Origin of the sequence: Subtercola sp. RTI3 (assembly GCF_035018625.1) — a bacterium.
GTDB lineage: Bacteria > Actinomycetota > Actinomycetes > Actinomycetales > Microbacteriaceae > Subtercola > Subtercola vilae.
Genome location: NZ_JASJXO010000037.1, coordinates 16,449 through 38,011, shown reverse-complemented (window position 1 = coordinate 38,011; position 21,563 = coordinate 16,449). Strand labels below are relative to the sequence as shown.

Annotated in this window: 16 protein-coding genes and 1 rRNA gene; 12 read left to right on the top strand and 5 right to left on the bottom strand. The window is 65.6% G+C overall.

The features are described 5' to 3' along the window. Nucleotides 1–241: 241 nt before the first annotated feature. From rrf to QN358_RS13350, 3 genes are all read left to right on the top strand, one after another. Nucleotides 242–358 (top strand): 5S ribosomal RNA (gene rrf, locus QN358_RS13360). 184 nt (nucleotides 359–542) lie between these two features. After that, a complete protein-coding gene (locus QN358_RS13355; protein WP_323512669.1) occupies nucleotides 543–1,505 on the top strand; it encodes an ATP-binding cassette domain-containing protein in 963 nt (320 codons plus the stop codon). Beyond that, nucleotides 1,505–2,272 carry an ABC transporter permease gene (locus tag QN358_RS13350; RefSeq protein WP_136641309.1) on the top strand — a complete coding sequence of 256 codons (768 nt, stop codon included), beginning with the start codon at nucleotides 1,505–1,507 and terminating at the stop codon, nucleotides 2,270–2,272. Before QN358_RS13355 ends, QN358_RS13350 begins: the two co-directional genes overlap by 1 nt. A gap of 2 nt (nucleotides 2,273–2,274) precedes the next feature. Here QN358_RS13350 and QN358_RS13345 read toward each other — a convergent pair whose 3' ends face one another. Both QN358_RS13345 and QN358_RS13340 read right to left on the bottom strand, forming a co-directional pair. Beyond that, the gene (locus tag QN358_RS13345) at nucleotides 2,275–5,154 is read right to left on the bottom strand and encodes an AfsR/SARP family transcriptional regulator (protein WP_323512668.1); all 2,880 of its coding nucleotides are present in this window, start codon (nucleotides 5,152–5,154) and stop codon (nucleotides 2,275–2,277) included. 9 nt (nucleotides 5,155–5,163) lie between these two features. Next, nucleotides 5,164–6,225: a LacI family DNA-binding transcriptional regulator gene (locus QN358_RS13340; RefSeq protein ID WP_323512667.1), complete on the bottom strand. Its 1,062-nt coding sequence runs from the start codon at nucleotides 6,223–6,225 to the stop codon at nucleotides 5,164–5,166. Between the two features lie 131 nt (nucleotides 6,226–6,356). On the opposite strand from QN358_RS13340, the gene QN358_RS13335 reads away from it, so the two are divergent. The 6 genes from QN358_RS13335 to QN358_RS13310 all read left to right on the top strand — a co-directional run bounded on the left by QN358_RS13335 (nucleotide 6,357) and on the right by QN358_RS13310 (nucleotide 13,124). Beyond that, nucleotides 6,357–7,259 carry a carbohydrate ABC transporter permease gene (locus QN358_RS13335; RefSeq protein WP_136641307.1) on the top strand — a complete coding sequence of 301 codons (903 nt, stop codon included), beginning with the start codon at nucleotides 6,357–6,359 and terminating at the stop codon, nucleotides 7,257–7,259. 2 nt (nucleotides 7,260–7,261) lie between these two features. After that, complete coding sequence (locus QN358_RS13330) at nucleotides 7,262–8,140, top strand: carbohydrate ABC transporter permease (RefSeq protein ID WP_323512666.1); 879 nt, start codon at nucleotides 7,262–7,264, stop codon at nucleotides 8,138–8,140. Nucleotides 8,141–8,200: 60 nt separating this feature from the next. Beyond that, a complete protein-coding gene (locus tag QN358_RS13325) occupies nucleotides 8,201–9,550 on the top strand; it encodes a sugar ABC transporter substrate-binding protein (RefSeq protein ID WP_323512665.1) in 1,350 nt (449 codons plus the stop codon). Between the two features lie 41 nt (nucleotides 9,551–9,591). Further along, nucleotides 9,592–11,364 (top strand): beta-galactosidase family protein, encoded by a 1,773-nt coding sequence (locus QN358_RS13320; RefSeq protein WP_323512664.1) that lies wholly within the window; start codon nucleotides 9,592–9,594, stop codon nucleotides 11,362–11,364. 69 nt (nucleotides 11,365–11,433) lie between these two features. Continuing rightward, nucleotides 11,434–12,441, top strand: a complete 1,008-nt coding sequence (locus tag QN358_RS13315; RefSeq protein ID WP_136641298.1) for an aldo/keto reductase — start codon at nucleotides 11,434–11,436, stop codon at nucleotides 12,439–12,441. Next, complete coding sequence (locus QN358_RS13310) at nucleotides 12,438–13,124, top strand: VIT1/CCC1 transporter family protein (RefSeq protein WP_136641297.1); 687 nt, start codon at nucleotides 12,438–12,440, stop codon at nucleotides 13,122–13,124. Before QN358_RS13315 ends, QN358_RS13310 begins: the two co-directional genes overlap by 4 nt. Nucleotides 13,125–13,165: 41 nt before the next feature. Here the strand turns inward: QN358_RS13310 and QN358_RS13305 are convergent, their stop codons facing one another. The 3 genes from QN358_RS13305 to QN358_RS13295 form a co-directional block, all read right to left on the bottom strand. Next, nucleotides 13,166–14,119 carry an aldo/keto reductase gene (locus tag QN358_RS13305; protein WP_201799235.1) on the bottom strand — a complete coding sequence of 318 codons (954 nt, stop codon included), beginning with the start codon at nucleotides 14,117–14,119 and terminating at the stop codon, nucleotides 13,166–13,168. Nucleotides 14,120–14,192: 73 nt separating this feature from the next. Beyond that, nucleotides 14,193–15,050 carry a 3-hydroxyacyl-CoA dehydrogenase gene (locus QN358_RS13300; protein WP_323512663.1) on the bottom strand — a complete coding sequence of 286 codons (858 nt, stop codon included), beginning with the start codon at nucleotides 15,048–15,050 and terminating at the stop codon, nucleotides 14,193–14,195. A 12-nt stretch (nucleotides 15,051–15,062) separates the two neighbouring features. Next, nucleotides 15,063–15,686, bottom strand: a complete 624-nt coding sequence (locus QN358_RS13295) for a TetR/AcrR family transcriptional regulator (protein ID WP_136641294.1) — start codon at nucleotides 15,684–15,686, stop codon at nucleotides 15,063–15,065. 68 nt (nucleotides 15,687–15,754) lie between these two features. Here QN358_RS13295 and QN358_RS13290 point away from each other — a divergent pair, with 68 nt between their 5' ends. The 3 genes from QN358_RS13290 to treS all read left to right on the top strand — a co-directional run bounded on the left by QN358_RS13290 (nucleotide 15,755) and on the right by treS (nucleotide 21,549). Then, on the top strand, nucleotides 15,755–18,214 hold the full coding sequence (locus tag QN358_RS13290) for an alpha/beta fold hydrolase (protein WP_136641293.1): 2,460 nt from the start codon (nucleotides 15,755–15,757) through the stop codon (nucleotides 18,212–18,214). Nucleotides 18,215–18,231: 17 nt separating this feature from the next. Next, a complete protein-coding gene (locus QN358_RS13285) occupies nucleotides 18,232–19,167 on the top strand; it encodes a linear amide C-N hydrolase (protein ID WP_136641292.1) in 936 nt (311 codons plus the stop codon). Between the two features lie 96 nt (nucleotides 19,168–19,263). Next, nucleotides 19,264–21,549 carry a maltose alpha-D-glucosyltransferase gene (treS, locus tag QN358_RS13280; RefSeq protein ID WP_323512662.1) on the top strand — a complete coding sequence of 762 codons (2,286 nt, stop codon included), beginning with the start codon at nucleotides 19,264–19,266 and terminating at the stop codon, nucleotides 21,547–21,549. Nucleotides 21,550–21,563 lie beyond the last annotated feature (14 nt).

Sequence of the window (21,563 nt, the reverse complement as noted above, 5' to 3'; positions counted from 1 at the left end):
ATAGGCAGGATGTGGAAGCACCAACTAACGAGGTGTGGAGCTGACCTGTACTAATAAGCCGATAACTTCATCAACACAACCCGCCCACCCTCACGGGTTGGTGGAAGGTCAACTTTTTGCGCAACAAAAACACTCGCGTCCACTCTGTGGTTCCCGACATACGGTCGGGTCACAACTGAAAATGATCGAAGCTAAACCCTTCGGAACATGCAGACACACCCACCAGGGATGTCCCTAATGTTTCGGCGGCCATAGCGCGAGGGAAACGCCCGGTAACATTCCGAACCCGGAAGCTAAGACTCGCAGCGCCGATGGTACTGCAAGGGAGACCTTGTGGGAGAGTAGGACACCGCCGGACCCACCTTAAGAAACACCAGGAAAGCCCAACAACCCTTACAACGGTTGCTGGGCTTTCCTGCATTTAACCACCCCCGTCAGCAGCCAGACAGGCGCTGACAGCAGCTGACAGCGCTGCGACAGCGCTGCTCCTGCACACTCGTCTCAGACGCGTTTTACACCGCGCATCTGCAGAGGAGATCACAATGCCAGCAGCAATCGAGGCCCACGGCCTCATCAAGCGCTTCGGTAAGACCACCGCGCTCGACGGAATCGACATCACGGTCGAGGAGGGGCGCGTTCTCGGCGTACTCGGCCCGAACGGCGCAGGTAAGACGACAGCGGTGCGCATTCTCGCAACCCTGTTGAAGCCAGATGGCGGCACGGCCACCGTGTCGGGGCTCGACGTCGTGCACCAGGCGACGGCCGTGCGCCGCAAGATCGGCCTGACGGGCCAGTTCGCCAGTGTGGACGAAGACCTCACTGGCATGCAGAACCTGGTGATGATCGGCCAGCTGCTCGACCTGTCGACGCGGCAGGCGAAGGTGCGGGTAGCCGAGCTGCTGGCCGAATTCGATCTCACAGATGCTGCCGGCCGGCTCGCGAAAACGTACTCGGGTGGCATGCGACGACGGCTCGATCTCTCGGCTTCGCTCATTGGTCGGCCAGCTGTCGTGTACCTCGACGAGCCGACGACGGGGCTCGATCCGGCCAAGCGCGACGACGTGTGGGACATGATCCGCGTGCTCGTGAAGCAGGGCACGACCATCTTGTTGACGACGCAGTACCTCGAAGAGGCTGATGCGCTGGCCAATGAGATCACCGTCATCGACCACGGCTCGATCATCGCGCACGACACTCCCCAAGGCCTGAAGCGACAGGTCGGGGGCCAGACCCTCGAGGTGCGGCCGACCGATGTGACATCACTGCCGCGCGTTCGCGAGCTGCTTGTGCGATACGGCACGCGAGAACCGGAGCAACCGGCCCCGGACCTGCTCTCGGTGTCGGTCGCCAGCGAATCGGCCATGACCACGGTAGTCGCAGCCCTCGCCGCCGAGAACATCTCGGTGTCGGAGCTGTCGCTGCGGCTGCCGAGCCTTGACGAGGTCTTCTACTCGCTCACCGGCCAGACCAAAAAAGACGAGACCCCGAACGGAGCGGCCGCCTGATGATTCGCGACTCTCTCATCCTCGCCAAACGCACCATCACGAAGATGTTCCGAAACCCGGAGCAGTTCATCGATGTCACGGTGCAGCCCATCATCATGACGGTGTTGTTCGTCTTCATCTTCGGTGGGGCCATTGCCGGTTCGACCGACAAATACGTTCAGTTCGCCCTGCCCGGCATCATCGTGCAGACCATCATGTTCACATCGCTGACCATCGGCGTGAACTTGAACACCGACATTCAGAAGGGCATCTTCGACCGGTTCCGGTCGCTGCCCATCGCCCGATCGGCGCCGCTGTTCGGTGCCGTGCTCGGGGACATCGTGCGCCACTCGATCGCCATCACGGTGACGTTGGTCTTCGGTCGCATCATCGGTTTCGAGTTCACGACGCCGTGGTGGCACGTGGCGATCGCAGTGCTGTTGATCATCGCTTTCGCGGTCAGCCTCTGCTGGGTTTCGGTGCTGATCGGCATGCTCGCCCGCAGTGCAGGGGCCGTGCAGGGCCTGTCGTTTCTCATCGTCTTTCCGCTGACGTTCGGATCGTCGACATTCGTGCCGGCATCCACTCTTCCGACGTGGCTACAGGGGTGGGTGGCCATCAACCCGGTGACGCACGTCATCGAATCGATGCGTGGCCTGCTGACGGGGTCGACGGGTGTGGTGGGAGACACCACCACCGGCCAGATCCTCTGGGTGATCACGTCATGTGTGGTGCTGGTCGGCGTCTTCTTCCCTCTCGCAACCTGGGCCTACCGCAAGAAGATCTGAGATCAGGCCAGCAGGTCGTTCAGCGCTTCGAGCGAACTCGGGCGTTCGGGTACAGATGTACTCGGGCGCCCGATTTCTGCGCGGTCGGCTGCGACAGCGATCTCGAGGATGTCGGGGTTGGTCGCGTCGTACGCGCCGATGATGGTGGTGGCGAAGTCGACCGCGCGCACAGCCATCCGTACATCGCCCCTGGCCAGAGCGAGCAGGCCTACGCCGATCGCGACGCCGCCGATGATCGGCTGGTCACGGCTCTTGAGGGCACTCGCCGCCGCAGCTCGCAGATGATGTTCGGCCGCCTCGGTGTCGCCCCGTTCGCGGGCAATCGCCGCCTTCGCCGTCTCGAGTACCGCAACCGTCTGCAGGGGCGCTCTGGCCTGTTCGATGAAACCCTCGACAGCGATGACACGTTGCTGTGCCGAATGCATGTCACGAAGCGATACGTCAAGCCGCAGCCCGTTGATCTGAGCCTGCAGGATGGCCCGCGGGTCGCCTTCGGCCTCGGTCTCGGCAACTGACGCTGTGATGCGCGCGCGGGCTTCGTCGATGCGCCCCAGCCGCCACAGCAATTGAATGCTCAGCCCCTGTTCGCGTGCGAAGTCGGGGCTCGACGTGATGACCTGCATGATGTCGGTCGATGAGTCGGCAAGGCTGAGCGCTCGCTCGAGATCGCCCTCGAGGGTCACCCATTCGGCGAGCATCCGTTCGGCCATGGCGGTGCCCCACAGATCGCCGACCTCGGCGAACAGGCGAAGAGCGACTTCTGCCTCGGCACCGAGTTCGGCGATCTCACCGCGGTTCTGGGCTGCCGCTGCACTCATCACGTGCAACATAGCGGTCGGCCACGGATCGAGGCCGAGTTCTTCGCCGCGGGGCAATCGAACAGAGGTGAACCAGTCGGGATTGCCGGCGACCTCAGCGAACGCCAGCAGGCCGGGTGCGAGCAATTGCAGCATCTCGTGGCTTCCGGCCCGCAGTTCGACACCCTTCAGCGGAGCACGCAGCTGCCGCAGCTTCTCGCCCAACAGGGCCAGGTCGAACTCATCCGTGTCGTTGCCGGTGAAGTCTTCGAGCAACGGATGCACGAGCGAAAGTATCTTCGCCTCGTCACCCTCGACACCCGCCGCCTGGCTCGCAGCAATGCCGAGCCACGTTGCCGCTTCTTCGTTCCTGTCGCGCAGCACCCAGTACCACGCCGATGAGATGGTGAGTCGAACAACGATCTGGGGCGCCGGAACCCCCGCTGCGAACCGCAGGGCGGCGGCCAGGTTGTCTTCTTCGTCGTCGAACCAGGCTATTGCCTGCATGATGCCCGGGCCCCGCAGTCGTCGGTCGACCTCGGCGGCGCGCTGCATCATGTACCGGGCCTGCGCGGTTCTGGCCTCGGCCAGGGCGCCCTCTGCGGCCACTCGTTCGAGGCCGTATTCGCGAATGGTCTCGAGTTGGCGAAAACGCCCCCGCGAACGCTGCAGCAGCGAGCGGTCGACGAGCGAGTCGAAGACGGCCGCGCTGGGCAATTCGAGGGCCTCGGCGAGCGCGCGCGCCTCGGCGACCCCGACGCCGGCGGGAAAGACAGACAGCCCGAGCAGAGCGCGGCGCTCGCCTTCGTCGAGCAGGCTCCAGCTCCAGTCGATCATCGCGCGGAGGGTCTGGTGCCGGGGCATCGCTGTACGGTACCCGCCGGTCAGCAGGGTGAACCGATCGTCGAGGCCGGTGAGCACCTCGGCGGGTTCCATGGTGCGAAGCTTGGCTGCCGCAAGTTCGATCGCGAGCGGCAACCCGTCGAGACGAGCGCAGATGCGACCCGCCATGCTCACTTCGTCGCCCTCGAGCGGGCGACCCCGGGCCGAAAGGGCCCGCTGGCAGAACAGTTCGACCGCGGCGAAGGCCAGAAGTTCTTCGGGGTTCGACGCTCGGATCACGGCGTCGGTGGGATGCGGCAGTGATCCGAGGCCTACGAACGCCTCGCCCGGAACCCCGAGAGGCTCCCGGCTCGTCGCGAGAATTCGCAGGCGCGGCAGGGCCGACAGCAGATCTTGCGACAGCGCCGCCGCCGCATCGATGACGTGCTCGCAGTTGTCGAGCACGAGCAGAACATCTCGACCGGCCAACGCCTCGAGAATACGGGTGCGGCTCGAGTCGCCGCTGGTTTCTACAGTGCGGATTTCTCGGCCGGTGGCCGTGAGTACCGACCCCACGACTTCGCTCGGGCCCACCGGTGCCAGCTCGACCAAAATGGTGTTGCCGCTCTGGTTGGCTGCGGTCTCGAGGGCGAGGCGCGTCTTGCCTGCCCCTCCGGTTCCGATGAGTGTGACCAATCGATTGGTCTTCAGCTGGTCGGCTATCGTCGCGAGCTCGAGCTCGCGGCCGACGAGACTGGTGAGTTGTGCCGGTAGTGCGGCGCTCGGCTTGGGCGCGGCGCGGCGGCCGACCAACTCAACGGCTCGGGCGTGATCGCTGCTCAGATCGCGCAGGAACCAGTCGAAGTTCTGCGAGGGAATCCAGGGTTCACCGGCCCAGAGTTCGAGTGCTCGAGCGAGCAGAGCGACCGCGTCGCCGCTCCGTTCGGCGGTGGTGACCAGGTCGGAGAAGGCGAGTGCGTCGACGTCAGTGCGTGCAACGGCCAGGCGGTAACCGCCCGTGGTCGACTCGATCGACGACGGGGGGAGCTGCGAGCGCAGGCGCGACACGATCGACTGGAGTGCTGCCCGCGTGTTCTCGGGGGCATCCGACCCCCACACGTCTTCGGCGATCGAGCGATAGCTCACCGAGGTGCCCGCGTCGACGGCGAGGCGAAAAAGCACGGCGAGCTGCATGGCGCCCGAGACGGGGATGACGCGGCCGTCGTGCTCGAGACGGAGGCCCCCCAGCAGTGCGATTCTCACTCGCCAACTCTAGTGCGGGGTGCCGCCCAGGGGTGCCGTGGAGCTGCGGGCCACGAGCCGGGTGGCGACGAGCGTCGTGCCAGTGGTGTCGTGGCCGCCGACAATCTCGGCAATCAGTTTGTCGATGCAGAGTCGGCCCACCGCGACGAAGTCTTGGTGAATCGTGGTCAGCGGCGGCCAGAAGGCGCCTGACTCCTCGGTGTCGTCGAAGCCCACGACACTGATTGACGCGGGAATCTCCCTGCCGGCCTCGTGAATGGCCATCATCGCGCCGAGTGCCATTTGGTCGTTCGCGGCGAAGATGGCGGTGACCTCGGGTCGGGCGACCAGAGACTGGGCGAGTTCGTACCCCGACGTGGTGCTCCAGTCGCCGATGAGCACGGGTGGCGGAACGATGTTCGCGGCCTCGAGGGTCGCGCGCCACGACTGGGTTCGGCGAGCGGCCGAGAACGACGAGGGCGGCCCGGAGATGTGCCAGACCTGTGGATGACCGAGATCGAGCAGGTGCTGGGTGGCGAGTTGCGCGCCTTGGTACTGGTCGGTGTCGACCACGGTATAGCGTTCGCCGGCGTCGGAGTCGACGATGACCACGGGCAGCCCGGCGGGAAGCACGATCTCGGCGGAGTCGAGCACGTGCGCCTCGATGACGATGACCACGCCGTCGACGGCCTGCTCGCTGAGCCGCACGAAGGCGTCGCTCACCGCACCCTGGCTCGGGTGCAGGATGGGGATGAGAGTGGTGGCATAGCCCTCGTCGGCGGCGGCCATCGCGATGGCGTCGAGGGTCTTTCGATTGCCGAAGGTCGAGAGCGAGAACATGATGACGCCGATCGAGCCCGACCGACCGGTGCGCAGCGCCCGCGCGGCGACGTTGGGCCGGTAGCCGAGCGTCTTCATCGCGTCGAGCACGCGGTCGCGCGTCGTGGCATCGACATTGCTGTGGCCGTTCGCCACGCGCGAGACCGTCTGGCCCGACACTCCGGCGAGTTTGGCGACGTCGGCCATCGAAACGGAACGCTCAATACTCTTTCGGGCTCGCAGCGCATCACTCGAATCGGTGGGCGGGTTCACGGGCATCCTTTCGCTCTGAACACATTGTTGCATGTTCACGTAAACATGATATGGTCGGTCGAGTTCATGTTGACGTGAACATAGACCGCAGGGCTGTGGCAACACAGAACTGCCCAGCCCAGTGAGGGACGATGTCGTCGCTGCAGTTGTCATCTCCGCCCGTCATGCGACGCACCAAGCGCCAATGGACGGGCTGGATGTTCGTTCTCCCGTTTCTGCTGGTCTTCGCGCTCGTATTGGTGGCGCCGGTCATCTACGCGGTCTACCTCAGCCTCTTTCGCGATCAGCTGGTCGGTGGCAATGCCTTCGTCGGGTTCGCCAATTACGTCGAGGCTCTGACCGACCCTAACTTCTGGGATTCGCTCGGGCGGGTTGTGCTGTTTCTGGTCGTGCAGGTTCCGATCATGCTCCTCATCGCTCTCGCTGCGGCGCTGGCGCTCGACAGTGCCCGACTGCACGCGGCCTCGTTCTTTCGCATCGCGATCTTTCTGCCCTACGCGGTGCCCGCTGTTGTGGCCGTGCTGATGTGGGGCTTCATCTACGGCACCCAGTTCGGGCTCGTGGGCAGCTTCGACAAGTTCTTCGGAATCGCGTTCGACCCGCTGGCGCCGAACGTCGTGCTCGCGGCAATCGGCAACATCAACACCTGGGAGTTCACGGGCTACAACATGCTGCTGTTCTATGCGGCGCTTCGGGTGATCTCGGGAGACCTGTACGAGGCCGCAGAGCTCGACGGGGCCCGCGCGTTCCAGGTGATCAGGAGCATCAAGCTGCCGGCGCTGCGCCCAGCGATCGTCATCGCCGTCATCTTCTCGATCATCGGCAGCTTTCAGCTCTTCAATGAACCGAACATCCTCAAGTCGCTGGCACCCAACTCGATCAGCACGTTCTTCACGCCGAACATGTACGCCTACAACCTGTCGTTCGCCGGCCAGCAGTACAACTACTCGGCCACCATCGCCATCATCATGGGCGTTCTCACAGCCGTCATCGCCTATATCGTGCAGCTGCGCGGTTCACGAAAGGAGCTGTGACGATGTCGTCAGTCTCACGCACAAAGGGCGGCGCAACGTACCGCCGCAAGTCGACGATTCTCACGATCGTCATGGGGTTGCTGCTCGTCTACAGCCTGCTGCCGTTGTTCTGGCTGTTCGTCAACTCGACCAAGACCCAGGCCAGCCTGCTGAGCTCGTTCGGTCTGTGGTTCAGCGGCCCCTTCGCCTTCTTCGACAACATCGGCCAGACGCTCACCTACAACAACGGCATCTTCGTGCACTGGTTCGGCAACACGCTGCTCTACGTCGTGATCGGTGCGGGCGGGGCGACGTTTCTCGCGCTGCTCGGCGGGTATGGCCTCGCCAAGTTCAACTTTCCGGGCAAGAAGTTCGTGTTCGCGCTCATTCTCGGGGCCGTGGCTATCCCGGGTACCGCGCTGGCAGTGCCGACCTTTCTGATGTTCAGCCAACTCGGGCTCACGAATACCGTGTGGGCGGTCATCCTGCCCTCCCTGATCAGCCCGTTCGGTCTGTACCTGATCTGGACGTACGCCTCTGATGCCATACCGAGCGAACTGCTCGAAGCGGCACGCATCGACGGCGCGAGCGAGATGCGCACGTTTTTCACGATCGCCATTCGACTACTGACGCCCGGCCTCGTGACCGTGCTGCTCTTCACGATCGTGGCGACATGGAACAACTACTTTCTGCCCCTGATCATGCTGAGCGACCCGACGCTCTACCCGCTCACCGTGGGTCTGAACCAGTGGAACGCGCAAGCAAGTGGTGTGGCCGCGCAGCCGATCTACAACCTGGTCATCACCGGTTCGCTTCTCACGATCGTTCCCATCGTCGTTGCTTTTCTCTTTCTGCAGCGGTTCTGGCAGTCGGGCCTCAGTGCTGGCAGCGTCAAAGAATGACCCCGAATCTCATCCCCCGCACCACAGCCTCAGTACCCACGATGAAGTGAAAGGAACACCATGAAAATCACACGCACACGTTCTCTGCCGGTCGGGAGGGTCGCCGCGCTCGCGACAGTGGGCATTCTGCTCGCCGGAGCCCTTGCAGCCTGCTCGGGTTCGACGCCGACGGCCAACAGCTCGGCCAACGCCGACCAGATCGCTGCCGCGTTGCAGCAGAAGTCGACCATCACCTACTGGAGCTGGACTCCGCAGGCCAAAGACCAGGTCGCTGCATTCGAGGCGCAGTACCCGAACGTCACGGTCAACCTCGTCAACGCCGGCACCGGCAACGACGAATACACGAAACTGCAGAACGCGATCAAGGCGGGTTCGGGTGCTCCGGATGTGGCGCAGATCGAGTACTACGCGATGCCGCAGTTCGAACTCTCGAAGTCGCTCACCGACCTCAGCTCGTATGGCTTCTCGTCGCTTCAGAGTTCGTATTCGCCGTCGACCTGGACAGCGGTCACCGGGGGATCGGCCATCTACGCGCTGCCGCAGGACTCGGGCCCCATGGCCCTGTTCTACAACAAAGCCATCTTCGACCAGTACGGGCTGACGGTTCCCACGACGTGGGACGAGTACATCGCTGACGCCGCCAAGCTGCACGCCGCCGACCCGACGAAATACATCACCAACGACGCGGGTGACGCCGGCCTCACCACCAGTCTCATCTGGCAGGCCGGTGGCAAGCCATACGTCTCGTCGGGTAACTCAGTGACCGTCAATCTGCAGGATGCCGGTTCGAAGAAGTACGCCGACATGTGGAACCAGCTCGTGGAGCCGGGTCTTGTCTCGAGCACCCCCTCGTGGAGTGACGCGTGGTGGAAGTCTCTGAGCGACGGCTCGATCGCCTCACTCGTGACCGGTGCCTGGATGCCCGGCAACCTCGAGACCGGTGCGCTCGGCAGTGCAGGCAACTGGCGCGTGGCCCCTCTGCCCACCTACGACGGCACCGCGGCCACCGCCCAGAACGGCGGCGGCGGACAGGCTGTTCTGGCCCAGAGCAAGAACCAGCTCGTTGCGGCAGGATTTCTGCAGTGGCTGAACTCGGGCCCCGGCGTCAGCGTGTTCTTGAAGGGTGGCGGTTTTCCCTCCACCACCGCACAGCTCAACGACCCCACCTTCCTGGCAGACGCACCCACCTACTTCGGTGGCCAGCTGATCAACAAGGTGCTGCTCGACGCGTCGAACTCCGTCGTTCCCGGGTGGCAGTACCTGCCGTTCCAGACCTATGCCAACAGTGTCTTCAGCGACACGGTCGGCCAGTCGTATGCCAACAAGTCAGACCTGAACAAGGGTCTGGCGGCCTGGCAGGAGTCGAGCGTCAGCTACGGAGCCCAGCAGGGCTTCGCGGTCAACAAGTAACACCAACACCCCGCGCGCGCGTGAGAATCTGAAGGACAACCGTGTCGACATTTGAAATCGGAGCAGAGCACTTTCTGCTCAACGGTTCGCCTTACCGGGTGATGGCCGGGGCGCTGCACTACTTTCGTGTGCACCCCGACCAGTGGGCCGATCGTATTCACAAGGCCCGCTTGATGGGCCTGAACACGATCGAGACCTACATTCCCTGGAATGCACATTCTCCACGCCGCGGGGAGTTCCGCGCCGACGGGCAGCTCGACGTCGTCGCGTTTCTCGAACTGGTGGCCGCAGAGGGTATGCACGCCATCGTTCGGCCAGGCCCCTACATCTGTGCCGAATGGGACAACGGAGGGCTGCCCGCGTGGTTGTTCGAGGGTGTGGGGGTGGGCATCCGGAGCAGCGAGCCGCAGTATATGGCCGAGGTCACCCGCTATCTCGAGCAGGTGCTGCCGCTGATTGCGCCCCTGCAGATCGACAGGGGCGGCCCGGTGATCTTGGTGCAGATCGAGAATGAGTACGGTGCCTACGGCAGCGACACGGCCTACCTCACCGAGCTCGTGCGGTTGAACCGTGCGGGCGGCATCACGGTTCCGCTCACCACGATCGACCAGCCGACCACCCAGATGCTCGAGAATGGGCGCGTCGACGGCGCGCTCATGACCGCCTCGTTCGGCTCGCGCAGCAGGGAACGGCTGGCGACGCTTCGCGCCCACCAGAGCACGGGGCCGCTGATGTGCGGGGAGTACTGGAACGGCTGGTTCGACTTCTGGGGCGGCTATCACCACACAACATCGGCCGACGAGACGGCGGCCGATCTGCGCGAACTTCTGGCGACAGGTGCGTCGTTCAGTCTCTACATGTTTCACGGCGGCACGAACTTCGGGTTCACGAATGGCGCGAACGACAAGGGCGTGTACCAGCCGACGGTCACCTCGTACGACTACGACGCTCCACTGGCCGAGAACGGCGATGCCACGGCGAAGTACTATGCCATGAAGCAGGCGATCTCCGAGTTTCACGCGGTACCCGAAGAGTCTCCCGGGCCGCCGGTCGAGGCGCCCATCTTCGCTGTCGACCTCGACTGGTCGGTGAGTCTTCACGATGTGGCCGAAACGGCGCCGACGTGGCACCATTTCGAGCACCTGCCGACGGCAGACGAGGTGCAGAGCTTCGACGGGTTCACCCTGTACCGCGCGGCCCTGGCCCCGGGCGACTCACGGATGCTGCGGGTCGAAGAAGTGCGCGACCGCGCGACCGTGTTCGTCGATCGCGTCGCCGTGGGAACGCTGAGCCGCGCCGCGCAGGAGCGACTTCTGGCGTTGCCGGGCGGCGCGGCCGGGTGGTTGCAGCTCCTGGTCGAAGACCAGGGCAGAGTCAACTACGGGCCACGCATCGGCGAAGCCAAGGGGCTGATCGGCAGCGTCAGCATGAATGGGCAGGCGCTGCTGGAGTGGGATGTTCTCACCCTCGCCTCGCGTGACCTCGACGCGCTCGTTGCTACGCTCACCGGTCGCGGCGAACCTCTCGGCGCGCTCGACGCGGTGGCCGGCCCCGCATTCGTCGGAGGCTCGTTCACCCTCGACGCGCCGACCGACCTCTACCTGAACCTCGACGGCTGGTCGAAGGGCTCGGTCTGGGTGAACGGCTTCAACATCGGTCGATACTGGAGCGCGGGCCCACAGCTCGCGCTGTATGTGCCCCGGGGGGCGCTCGTGGGCGGACGCAACGATATCGTGGTGTTCGAGATCCATGCCGCGGCGTCACCGCGCGTCGGTTTTGTCGGGGGGCCGCAATCGGGCCCCTCCGACGTGTGACAGAACCGCTGAACCGCTGAACCGCTGAACCCTTGAACCCGCTGCACCTGTCAGAAAGTCAGAGCCACCATGCCTTACAGCGCTGCCCCCGACCGCTACGACCGCGCGACCTACAACCGAGTCGGGCGAAGCGGCCTTCAACTGCCCACGGTGTCGCTCGGCCTCTGGAACAACTTCGGTGACGACAAGCCACTCGAGAACCAGCGGGCGATCATTCGCCGGGCATTCGATCTCGGTGTGACCCACATCGACATCGCCAACAACTACGGGCCGCCTCCCGGCTCGGCCGAGACGAACTTCGGCCGCGTGTTCGCCGAAGACCTGCGCCCGTACCGCGATGAACTCATCATCTCGAGCAAAGCGGGCTACGACATGTGGTCGGGCCCGTACCAAGACGGCGGTTCGCGAAAGTACCTGCTCTCGTCGCTCGACGCGTCGTTGAAGCGCACGGGGCTCGACTACTTCGACATCTTCTACTCGCATCGCCCCGACCCTGAGACTCCGATCGAAGAGACCATGGGCGCGCTGGCCACGGCGGTTCAGTCGGGCAAGGCGCTGTACGTGGGCATCTCGAACTACAACCCCGAGCAGACCAGAGCGGCCGCGGCCGCGCTCGCAGACCTGGGAGTGCCGCTGAGCATCCACCAGCCGCGGTATTCGCTGTTCGACAGAACCGTCGAGAATGGCCTGCTGCCCGTACTCGACGAGGTCGGTGCCGGCGCCATTGTCTTCTCGCCTCTCGCGCAGGGGCTGCTCACCGACCGCTACATCGCCGGTGTGGTACCTGACGGATCACGTGCGTCGGAGGGGCGCTGGCTGAAGCCGGGCGCGATCGGGGAAACCTACCTGGCACGGGTGCGCGGCCTCACTGCGATCGCCGAGTCGCGCGGGCAGACCCTGGCGCAGCTGGCGTTGACCTGGGTGCTGCGTCACCCGCAGGTCGCTTCGGCGCTCATCGGCGCCTCGAGCGTGAAGCAGCTCGAGGGTAACATTCGGGCCCGCGATGCAGCGCCGCTCACCGCCGACGAGATCGCCGCGATCGACGAGTTCGCGGTGCACGGTACGCAACTGCGGTGACCAGGCAGTCGTTTCTGCGTATCCGCCTGCCGGTGCTGGGAAATCTCAGCCCCGGCGAGACCCTTCCCGAGATCGTGGTGGGCCTCGTCATGGTGGTGGGCATCACCTCGACCGCTCGGCTCGACGCGATCAACACCGACGAGGGTGTGCAGAGCCTGCTCACCGTCGCGTTCTCGACGGCGGTCGCCTGGGCCATCATCGACGCGGCGCTGTACCTGATGAACGCGCTGTTTCAACGTGGGCGGTGGGATCTGGCGGCGCACACCCTCCGCGAATCGCCGCTGACGCCCGAGCAGCGCCGGTCGGTGGTTCGGGATGCCCTCGACTCGTCGCTCGACGACATCACGGGCCCGGCACCGGCCTCGACGATGTACGACGAGATCGCGCGGATCGTGCCCACCGAACGGTTTCCCGAGAGGTTGAAGGCGGCTGACTTTCGTGCGGCGGCAGCGATCGTCGTGGTGGTGCTCGTCTCGACGTTTCCGCCGATCATCCCGTTTCTGCTCCCCCTCGACCCCGACACTGCACTCGACGTTTCGAACGGGGTGGGCATCGCCTCGCTGTTCCTGGTCGGCGTGTGGTGGGCACCGTACACCCGCATCAAGGCGGGCGTCGCCGGGGTGGCGCTGGCTCTCATCGGCAGCGCCATGGTGGGCATCACCGTGATTCTCGAGGTGACGTGAGCCGGCCGGCTGCGGGCGACCGGTCAGCTTCAGGTTGCCGGTCAGCTCCAGGCGCGGGCGCTGCGGGCGGCCCAGTACTCGGCGGGCGGCTCGGCGAGGCTGGCGAGGTCGTCGGCGCTGACGCGGGGGAGACGGGCCGCCAGGTTCTCCCGCAGCTGCTCTGCCGTGACGGCGCCGGTCAGCACGATGTCGGGCCATGGCTGGGCGAACGCCGCGCCGATGGCGAGCCCGGCGAGCGGTTGCGCGGCGCGCTCGGCGAGGGCCAGGGCATCCGGTTCGCCGCCGCGAAGGGTCAGCCGGCCGTTGGCGAGCACCTCTTTCACCACCACCAGCCACCCGGCGTCTTTTGCCCGCGCCAAGGCGGGACCGGCTGACGGTTCGCGCAGGTTCCAGGTGGTCTGCACCGCCGAGAACGGCGAGCCGGGCAGGGCGAGCGCGGCGTCGATGACCGTCGCCTGGCCGGGGCCGCTCGTCGAGAACCCGACGCGCACGCCGCCGGCCGCGATCTGCCGCAGACGCTCGAGCAGCGCATCATCGCCGAGGGCAGGGCTGTCGGTTGTGAGCGAGTGGATGAGGTACACGTCGGGCGGCCCGCCGAGCGCGGCGAGGGATTCGGGCCACTGGCGCTCGAGCATCCGGAGGCTGTGCTCCTTGCGTTCGTGCGTCTGGGCGTTCATCTGCCACTCGCCGATGTACTCGTAGCCCCACTTCGAGCCGAGGGTCAGTTCGGCTCGGCGCTCGGGATGCCCGGCGAGCCATGAGCCCAGAAACTGTTCGGCCAGCCCGTACGAGCGGGCCGCATCGACGTACCGGATGCCCTGCTGCCACGCCGCGTCGAGCACGGTATGGGCGCGGGCCCGCATCGCATCGACCGAGCGGTCGGCACTCTCACCGAGGTCGTCGCCGCGCCCCACGGTGATGTAGGCCGGGCGACCGAGGGCGGCCAGCCCCAGGCCGAGCCGCGCCCCGGTGCCGTTCTTCTGGCTGTTGCTCACTCGGTGCCTCACGATTGGATTGCACTGACTCGGCTGAGTCACCTCAACCTATCTCGATTGGAGCAGGGCCGGCTCAGTAGGTGTAGAAGCCCTCGCCGGTGGCCGTGCCGAGTTTGCCCTTGTCGATGTAGTCGGTCTTCAGCAGAGCGGCAAACTTCTGCGAGCGCGGATCGGGGCTCGACGAGGCGATGTTGTACGCCGTGGTGAGGCCCACGACGTCGTAGATCTGAAACGGGCCGGCGGGGGCGCCGGTGGCGATGCGCCAGGTCTTGTCGATGGTTTCGACGTCGGCGATGCCGTCGACGAGCAGCTGTGCGGCGGCATTCAGCAGCGGCACGAGCAGCGAGTTCAATACGTACCCCGCCTTCTCCTTCTTGATCTCGATGGGCACGAGCCCGCTGCCGGTGGCGAAGGCGACGACGGCTGCATAGACGGCCGGATCGGTGTCTGTGGTGCCCATCACCTCTGCCGTGTTGTTGCGCCACACCTGGTTGGCGTAGTGCAGGGCGAGAAAACGGTCGGGGCGGCCGGTGAAGCCTTTGAGGTCGCTCGGCAGCAGTGTTGACGAGTTGGTGGCGAAGATGGTCTTCGCGGGGGCGAGCTGCGCGAGTTTCGTGTAGAGGTCTTGTTTGAGGGCGAGAAGCTCGGGAACCGCCTCGATGACGAGGTCGGCATCGGCGACCGCATCGGCGAGGTCGGCGGTGAGGTGCAGGTTGGCGAGGGCGCGCTCGGCCTGCTCGTCGGTGGCGTTCACGGCCGGGTCGCGGCGGTAGACCTCGGCCAGCTTGGCGAAGCGCTCGCGGGCGTGTTGCAGAACGTCGTCGCTGATGTCGTAGGCGGTCACGGGGTAGCCGTGGAACGCGGCCTGGAAGGCGATCTGCGAGCCGAGCACGCCGGTTCCGAGAACGGTGATGTTTCTGAGGTCTGACATGGTTCTTCTCCTTCAGTCGGGTGTCGTGCCGTAGATGCTGCGTAGCCAGATGCTCGACAGCACGTCGAGCGACCTGGCCTGGTCGATGCGGGGTGCGTCGCCGCTCAGCGAGGCCGAGAGCACGCGCTCGTTCATCAGGTTCAGCGCCACGGCCAGGTCGTGCGCGTCGATTCCGTCGGGTGCGGCGCCCCGGGCGCGCTCGGCCAGAATGATTTCTGTGGAGTAGTCGGCCCACGACTGCATCGAAGTCGCCCAGAGCGCGTGCACGTCGGCGTTGCGCATCCGGGCCGTCATGGCCGCATTCGATACAGCTCTGTGGGCAGAGAACACTTCGATGAACGCCTCGATCGAGCGCCGCCAGGTGGCGGCCGGTTCGAGCTCGAAGTCGCGGGGCAGTGCGGCCACGCGGTGGCGCACCTCGGCAATGACCGTGTCGAGCAGGGCCAGCAGAACCTCGTCTTTCGACGAGAAGTAGAAGTAGAACGTGGGCCGGGAGATGCCGGCACCGGCCGCGAGGTCTTCGATGGAGATGTCGTCGAACGAGCGCTCGCCGAGCAGTTTCTCGGCCGTGGCGAGCAGAGCGAGTTGCCTGTCGTCGCCCGAGAGGCGAGCGGTTCTGCTTCTGCGGTGAGCCATACAGCAATCCTATCTCCGTTTGTCGACACACTGTTGAGTAGTCGACATCGTGTCGATACACTGGCGCTATGACAGAACACGTTGACGTGTTGATCGTGGGTGGCGGCCTCAGCGGTGTTGGCGCGGCCAGCCGCCTGAAGCGCGAACTCCCGTCGAAATCCTTTCTCCTTCTCGAATCGCGAAGCGCGGTGGGCGGCACCTGGGATCTTTTTCGCTACCCCGGCGTCAGAAGCGACTCCGACATGTACACACTCGGTTACTCGTTTCGACCGTGGACCAACGCCAAAGCCATTGCCGACGGCGACTCGATTCGCGAGTACATCATCGAGACCGTCGCCGACGAGGGCCTGCAGCCGAACCTGCGGCTGAATCACCGGGTCATCTCTGCGGAGTGGTCGAGCGAGACCGCTCTCTGGAGCGTGACGGCCCTTCGCACCTCCGCCGGCGAATACCGGGGCCATCCGGATGCCCGGGGCGGCGACACCGTCACGTTCACCTGCTCGTTCCTCTCGGTCTGCTCGGGCTACTACCGCTACGACGAAGGGTTCACCCCGGTCATCCCGGGCAGCGAGCACTTCGAGGGCCGCATCGTGCACCCGCAGCACTGGCCGGCCGACCTTGACTATGCCGGAAAGCGCGTGGTGATCGTCGGCAGCGGCGCCACCGCCGTGACGCTCGTGCCGTCGATGGCGAAGACGGCGGCGCACGTGACGATGCTGCAACGCTCGCCCACCTACATTGCTCCCGTGCCATCACGCGACCACACGGCAGACCGGCTGCGTGGCAGGCTTCCCGCGAAGCTGGCGTACGACGTCGTTCGGCTGAAGAACATCGGCTATTCGATGTTCACGTACCAGCTGAGCCGGCGCCGCCCCGAGACGATGAAGTCGATTCTGCGAAAGTCGGCGGTCGCGAAGCTGCCGAGCGGGTTCGACGTCGACACGCACCTCGCGCCGAGCTACAACCCATGGGACCAGCGGCTCTGCGCGATTCCTGACGGTGACCTGTACCGCGCCATCAGCCGGGGGGCCGCCGACATCGTGACCGACCGGGTGGCGGAGATCACGGCCACGGGCATCCGGCTCGCCTCAGGCGACACGCTCGACGCCGACGTGATCGTGACGGCGACGGGGCTGAACCTGCTCGTCATGGGCGGTATGACGCTGAGCGTCGACGGTCGGCCGATCGACGTGTCGAACACGCTCACGTACAAGGGCATGATGCTGGCGGGAGTGCCGAACTTCTCGCTGACCATCGGCTACACCAACGCATCGTGGACCCTCAAGGCCGACCTGGTGGCGGCCTACGTGGTGCGGCTGTTGAAATACCTGAAACGGCACGGCTACCAGAGTGTGACGCCGGTGGCCACAGCGGCGGCGCTGTCGGGCGAGCTGGTCTCGCTGATCGATCTGCAGGCGGGGTATGTGCTGAGAAGCGCTGACCAGCTGCCGAAGCAGGGCGAGTCGTCGCCGTGGCGGCTGCATCAGAACTACCTGCGCGACTACGGGCTGCTGCGTTTGGGCCCGCTGACCGACGCGGTGCGGTTCGGCCGCCGAGGTGACCGGCCGGTCGGGCAGGCGCCCGGCGCTTCATCGCTCGCCGATGCCGCCCCCCTCAGCGGCCCGGTCGCGCTCGGCCCGCGTGCAGGGCATCGGCTCACCGGCGCGCTGCCCGCCGAAGATCCGCTCGCGCTGCCCGGCACCGCCTACGTCGCCGTCGACGGTACGCGCCTGCGCTACCGCCGAACCGGCAGCGGCTCACCGATTCTGCTGCTGCACGGCATTGGCCAGAGCCTCGACGACTGGAACGAACAGCACGACCGCCTCTCGGCCGCCCACACCGTGATCAGTCTCGACCTGCCGGGTTTCGGCTACTCCGAACGGCGGCGCGGCCCGGCGACCCTCACGAGGCTCGCGGGCATTCTGCCCGGCTTTCTCGATGCGCTCGGGGTTGACGGGGCGACACCGGTGATCGGTAACTCGCTCGGCGGAGCCGTCGCGATGAGCTTCGCGGTCGGGCATCCAGAGCGCGTATCGTCGCTCGTGCTCGCCGACAGCGCGGGCTTCGGCTCCGAGGTCACGATGGTGCTGCGGATGCTCGCGGTCAAGCCCCTCGGCCGACTGCTGATGCGGCCGAACTACGCCAACTCGACGCGCACGGTTCAGGCCGTGTTCTACGACAAGCGGGTGGCGACCGATGCGCGCATCGCCCATTCGTTCGTGCTCTCGGGGCGCCCGGCGCACGCGCAGACCATGCTCGAGGTGGCGCATGACCTCGGAACCATTCGGGGTGTGCGGCCGGCGTGGCGGGAGGCGCTTGTGGCGAAGCTGTCGGCGCTCGACATTCCCACCCTTCTGGTGTGGGGCGACCATGACCACATTCTGCCCTTCAGTCACCTCGCTGCCGCGGCGACAGCACTGCCGAATGCCCAGACGCATGTGTTCGAGAAGACCGGCCACATGCCGCAGATCGAGCGCGCCGACGAGTTCGCTTCGCTGGTGGAGGAGTTCGTGCGGCAGTCTCCGTGACCGTCTAGCATCGGGTCATGTGCACTCGAATCTTCTGGAATGACAACGACGTTGCGAAAGTGACCTCACGCTGCATGGATTGGGCTGTCGACGATGAGCCGCAACTCTGGTTCATGCCGAGGGGAACCGAGCGCACCGGTGGTACTCAAGCCGGAGCGGCGGCGTGGCGCTCGACCTATTCGAGCGTGGCGACCAGCATGTGGGGCGTGGGCAGCTCTGACGGCATGAACGAGAAGGGTCTCGCAGCGCACGCCCTCTTTCTCTACGGCGTTCAGCCGCCGACCGACACCGGGCGCGGCACCGTCACCATCGCGCTCTGGGTGCAGTACGTGCTCGACAACTTCTCGACCGTGGCCGAGGTCATTGCGCACATCGATGAAATCGAGCTGCTCGCGCCGCCTATCCGTGGTCAGTATGTGGGGGCCCACCTCGCCCTCGAAGACCCCTCGGGCGACTCGGCGATCATCGAGCCGGTGAACGGTGAGATGGTGGTGCACCACGGCCGTGAGTTCACGGTGATGGCCAACTCGCCCACCTACGACGAGCAGCTCACCAACCTCGCTCGCTTCGCCCCGTTCGGCGGCGATCTGCGCCCGCCCGGTGACATCACCTCAGATGACCGTTTCGTGCGGGCCAGCTACTTCAGGCACTACCTGCCCGAGCCCGCGAGCACAGCCGAGGCCGTCGCCGGGGTCTTCGGGCTCTCGCAGAACGTGGCCGTGCCCATCGGTGCCCCCTACGACGATGGCGGCGTCTACCCCACGTGGTGGCACACCGTGAGCGACGTGACCCACCTCACCTACTACTTCTGGTCGACGCGCAGCCCCAGCGCCATCTGGGTCGACCTGGCTGCGCTCGCCGACGGCACCGAGGTGCTCGCGCTCGACCCGCGCGACGGCGCCCTGGTGGGCAACGTGACCGACGCGCTGCGGGCCGATTCGCTCGTCTACTGAGCAGGGCCGCCGCCGCGCGCGACGGTTGCGTTAATTCTCTGCCGCGGTTGCCGCAACTGGGTGACGCACGCCTCTTCGACCGACGAGAATAAGTGAATGAGCGAAGACGAACTTCTCGAGCCCGTCGACACCCCCGACACCGCCGAGACCCCTCAGCCTGTCGACAATACCTTCAGTGGCGAGCTCTACCCGGCCCGCCCGCCGAGGTTGCGGCCCCGAGCCAACCTGAGAGCGAGCCGTATTCAGCGCTCGTTCTCTGACCCGCGTTCGGCTGACGCCACGAACGCGTCGTACATCGAATGGCTCATTCGCCAGTCGATGCTGCGCGACGCCCAGGTACTGTCTCGCGGCCTGTCGGGGCAGCCGAGTATGTGGCGTAACCCCTACGCGAAGCCGGATGCCCGGCGCGCCATTCGCACTGCATCGGTGTGGTTCACGGCGTACCCCATCTCGCTCATCACCGAGCCGGGCAAATCGTATCTGGCTGCCCTCGGCGACGAGCGCCTCTGGGACGCGTTCGAGGCCATCGGAATCTCTGCCGTGCACACCGGCCCCGTGAAGCGGGCCGGCGGCATCACGGGCTGGCAGCAGACCGCGAGTGTCGACGGCCACTTCGACCGCATCAGCACCCAGATCGACCCCGCCTTCGGCTCTGAAGACGAGTTTCGCGCGCTCTCCGACGTGGCCGAGCAGCACGGCGGCAGTGTGATCGATGACATCGTTCCCGGCCACACCGGCAAGGGTGCCGACTTCCGGCTCGCCGAAATGGCGTACAAAGATTACCCGGGTATCTACCACATGGTCGAGATTCCGGAAGAAGACTGGGCGCTGCTACCCGAGGTGCCCGCCGGGCGCGACTCGGTGAACTTGAATGCCGAGACCGAGAAGCAGCTCGCCGAGCAGGGCTACATCATCGGCCAGCTGCAGCGGGTAATCTTCTACCAGCCGGGCACCAAAGAGACCAACTGGAGCGCAACCGCCCCGGTGTTGGGCGTCGACGGCATCACGCGCCGCTGGGTGTACCTGCACTACTTCAAGCAGGGCCAGCCGTCGATCAACTGGCTCGACCCCACGTTCGCCGGCATGCGCCTGGTCATCGGAGACGCACTCCACTCGCTGGGCGACCTCGGTTCGAGCGCCCTGCGTCTCGACGCGAACGGTTTTCTCGGTGTGGAGAAGAGCGCCAGCGGCAGCCCCGGGTGGTCGGAGGGGCACCCGCTCTCAGAAGCAGCGAATCACCTCATCGCCGGCATGGTGCGAAAGGTGGGCGGCTTCTCTTTTCAGGAGCTGAACCTCACCATCGAAGACATTCGCGACACCGGCCGTGTGGGCGCCGACCTCTCGTACGACTTCATCAACCGGCCGGCGTACCACCACGCCCTGGCGATGGGCGACACCGAGTTTCTGCGGCTGACGCTGCGCACCTCGCTCGAGCTCGGCGTCGACCCCGCCAGCCTCGTGCACGCGCTGCAGAACCACGACGAACTCACCTACGAGCTGCTGCACTGGGAGACGCTTCACCGCGCCGACCTGTACCCCTTTCGCTACGAAGAGATCACGGGTGCGAAGCTCGCCGAGACCATTCGGGCCGACCTGCTGGGCGCCATCACGGGCGACGCGGCCGACTACAACCGCGTGTTCACGACGAACGGCATCGCCTGCACCACGGCCTCGATGATCGCCGCCACGCAGGGCCTCACCACGCTCGACGCCATCACCGATGAGCATGTCGAGAACATCCGGCTCGCCCACCTGCTGCTGGTCATGTTCAATGCCTGGCAGCCCGGCGTTCTCGCGCTGTCGGCGTGGGATCTGCTCGGCATGCTGCCGGTGCCGGCGAGCGAGGTGAGCGACCTGATCGCCGAGGGCGACACCCGCTGGATCGAGCGCGGCGCGCACGACCTGATGAACGTGTTCCCTGCGGCCACCGCGTCGAGTTCTGGCATGCCCCGCGGCCGTTCGCTCTACGGGTCACTGCCCGAGCAGCTGGCCGACGACAACTCGTTCGCGAGCAGTGTGAAGAAGATTCTCGCCCTGCGTTCTGCGTCGGCTCTCGACATTGGCAGCCAGGTCGATATTCCGAATGTGGCCCACCCCGGCATGCTGGTCATGGTGCACCGCCTCGACGAGGGCGACACCACACTGATCGACCCGCCGCTGCAGGTCACCGTGCTGAACTTCAGCGGCGAACACATCGAGGGCACCGTTCGCTCACCCGCTCTGGCATCCCGCCGCACCGTCACTGACGCCACAACGGGCGACGAGATCGGGCGGGTGGATGACCTGCAGAGCTTCGCCGTCAGCCTGCCGCCCTACGGTGGCCTGTTCTTGCTGATCGGCGCCGAGATCGACACCATGACGGGCGCCATCTCGATCGTGTGAGTGGTGTTCGCTGA

What these genes read in the sequence shown, in the direction of transcription:
- QN358_RS13315 (WP_136641298.1), top strand. Translation starts at nt 11,434, where the DNA reads ATGCCTTACAGCGCTGCCCCCGACCGCTACGACCGCGCGACCTACAAC.
- QN358_RS13325 (WP_323512665.1), top strand. Translation starts at nt 8,201, where the DNA reads ATGAAAATCACACGCACACGTTCTCTGCCGGTCGGGAGGGTCGCCGCG.
- QN358_RS13300 (WP_323512663.1), bottom strand. Translation starts at nt 15,050, where the DNA reads ATGTCAGACCTCAGAAACATCACCGTTCTCGGAACCGGCGTGCTCGGC.
- QN358_RS13295 (WP_136641294.1), bottom strand. Translation starts at nt 15,686, where the DNA reads ATGGCTCACCGCAGAAGCAGAACCGCTCGCCTCTCGGGCGACGACAGG.
- QN358_RS13290 (WP_136641293.1), top strand. Translation starts at nt 15,755, where the DNA reads ATGACAGAACACGTTGACGTGTTGATCGTGGGTGGCGGCCTCAGCGGT.
- QN358_RS13335 (WP_136641307.1), top strand. Translation starts at nt 6,357, where the DNA reads ATGTCGTCGCTGCAGTTGTCATCTCCGCCCGTCATGCGACGCACCAAG.
- QN358_RS13285 (WP_136641292.1), top strand. Translation starts at nt 18,232, where the DNA reads ATGTGCACTCGAATCTTCTGGAATGACAACGACGTTGCGAAAGTGACC.
- QN358_RS13350 (WP_136641309.1), top strand. Translation starts at nt 1,505, where the DNA reads ATGATTCGCGACTCTCTCATCCTCGCCAAACGCACCATCACGAAGATG.
- QN358_RS13330 (WP_323512666.1), top strand. Translation starts at nt 7,262, where the DNA reads ATGTCGTCAGTCTCACGCACAAAGGGCGGCGCAACGTACCGCCGCAAG.
- treS (WP_323512662.1), top strand. Translation starts at nt 19,264, where the DNA reads ATGAGCGAAGACGAACTTCTCGAGCCCGTCGACACCCCCGACACCGCC.
- QN358_RS13355 (WP_323512669.1), top strand. Translation starts at nt 543, where the DNA reads ATGCCAGCAGCAATCGAGGCCCACGGCCTCATCAAGCGCTTCGGTAAG.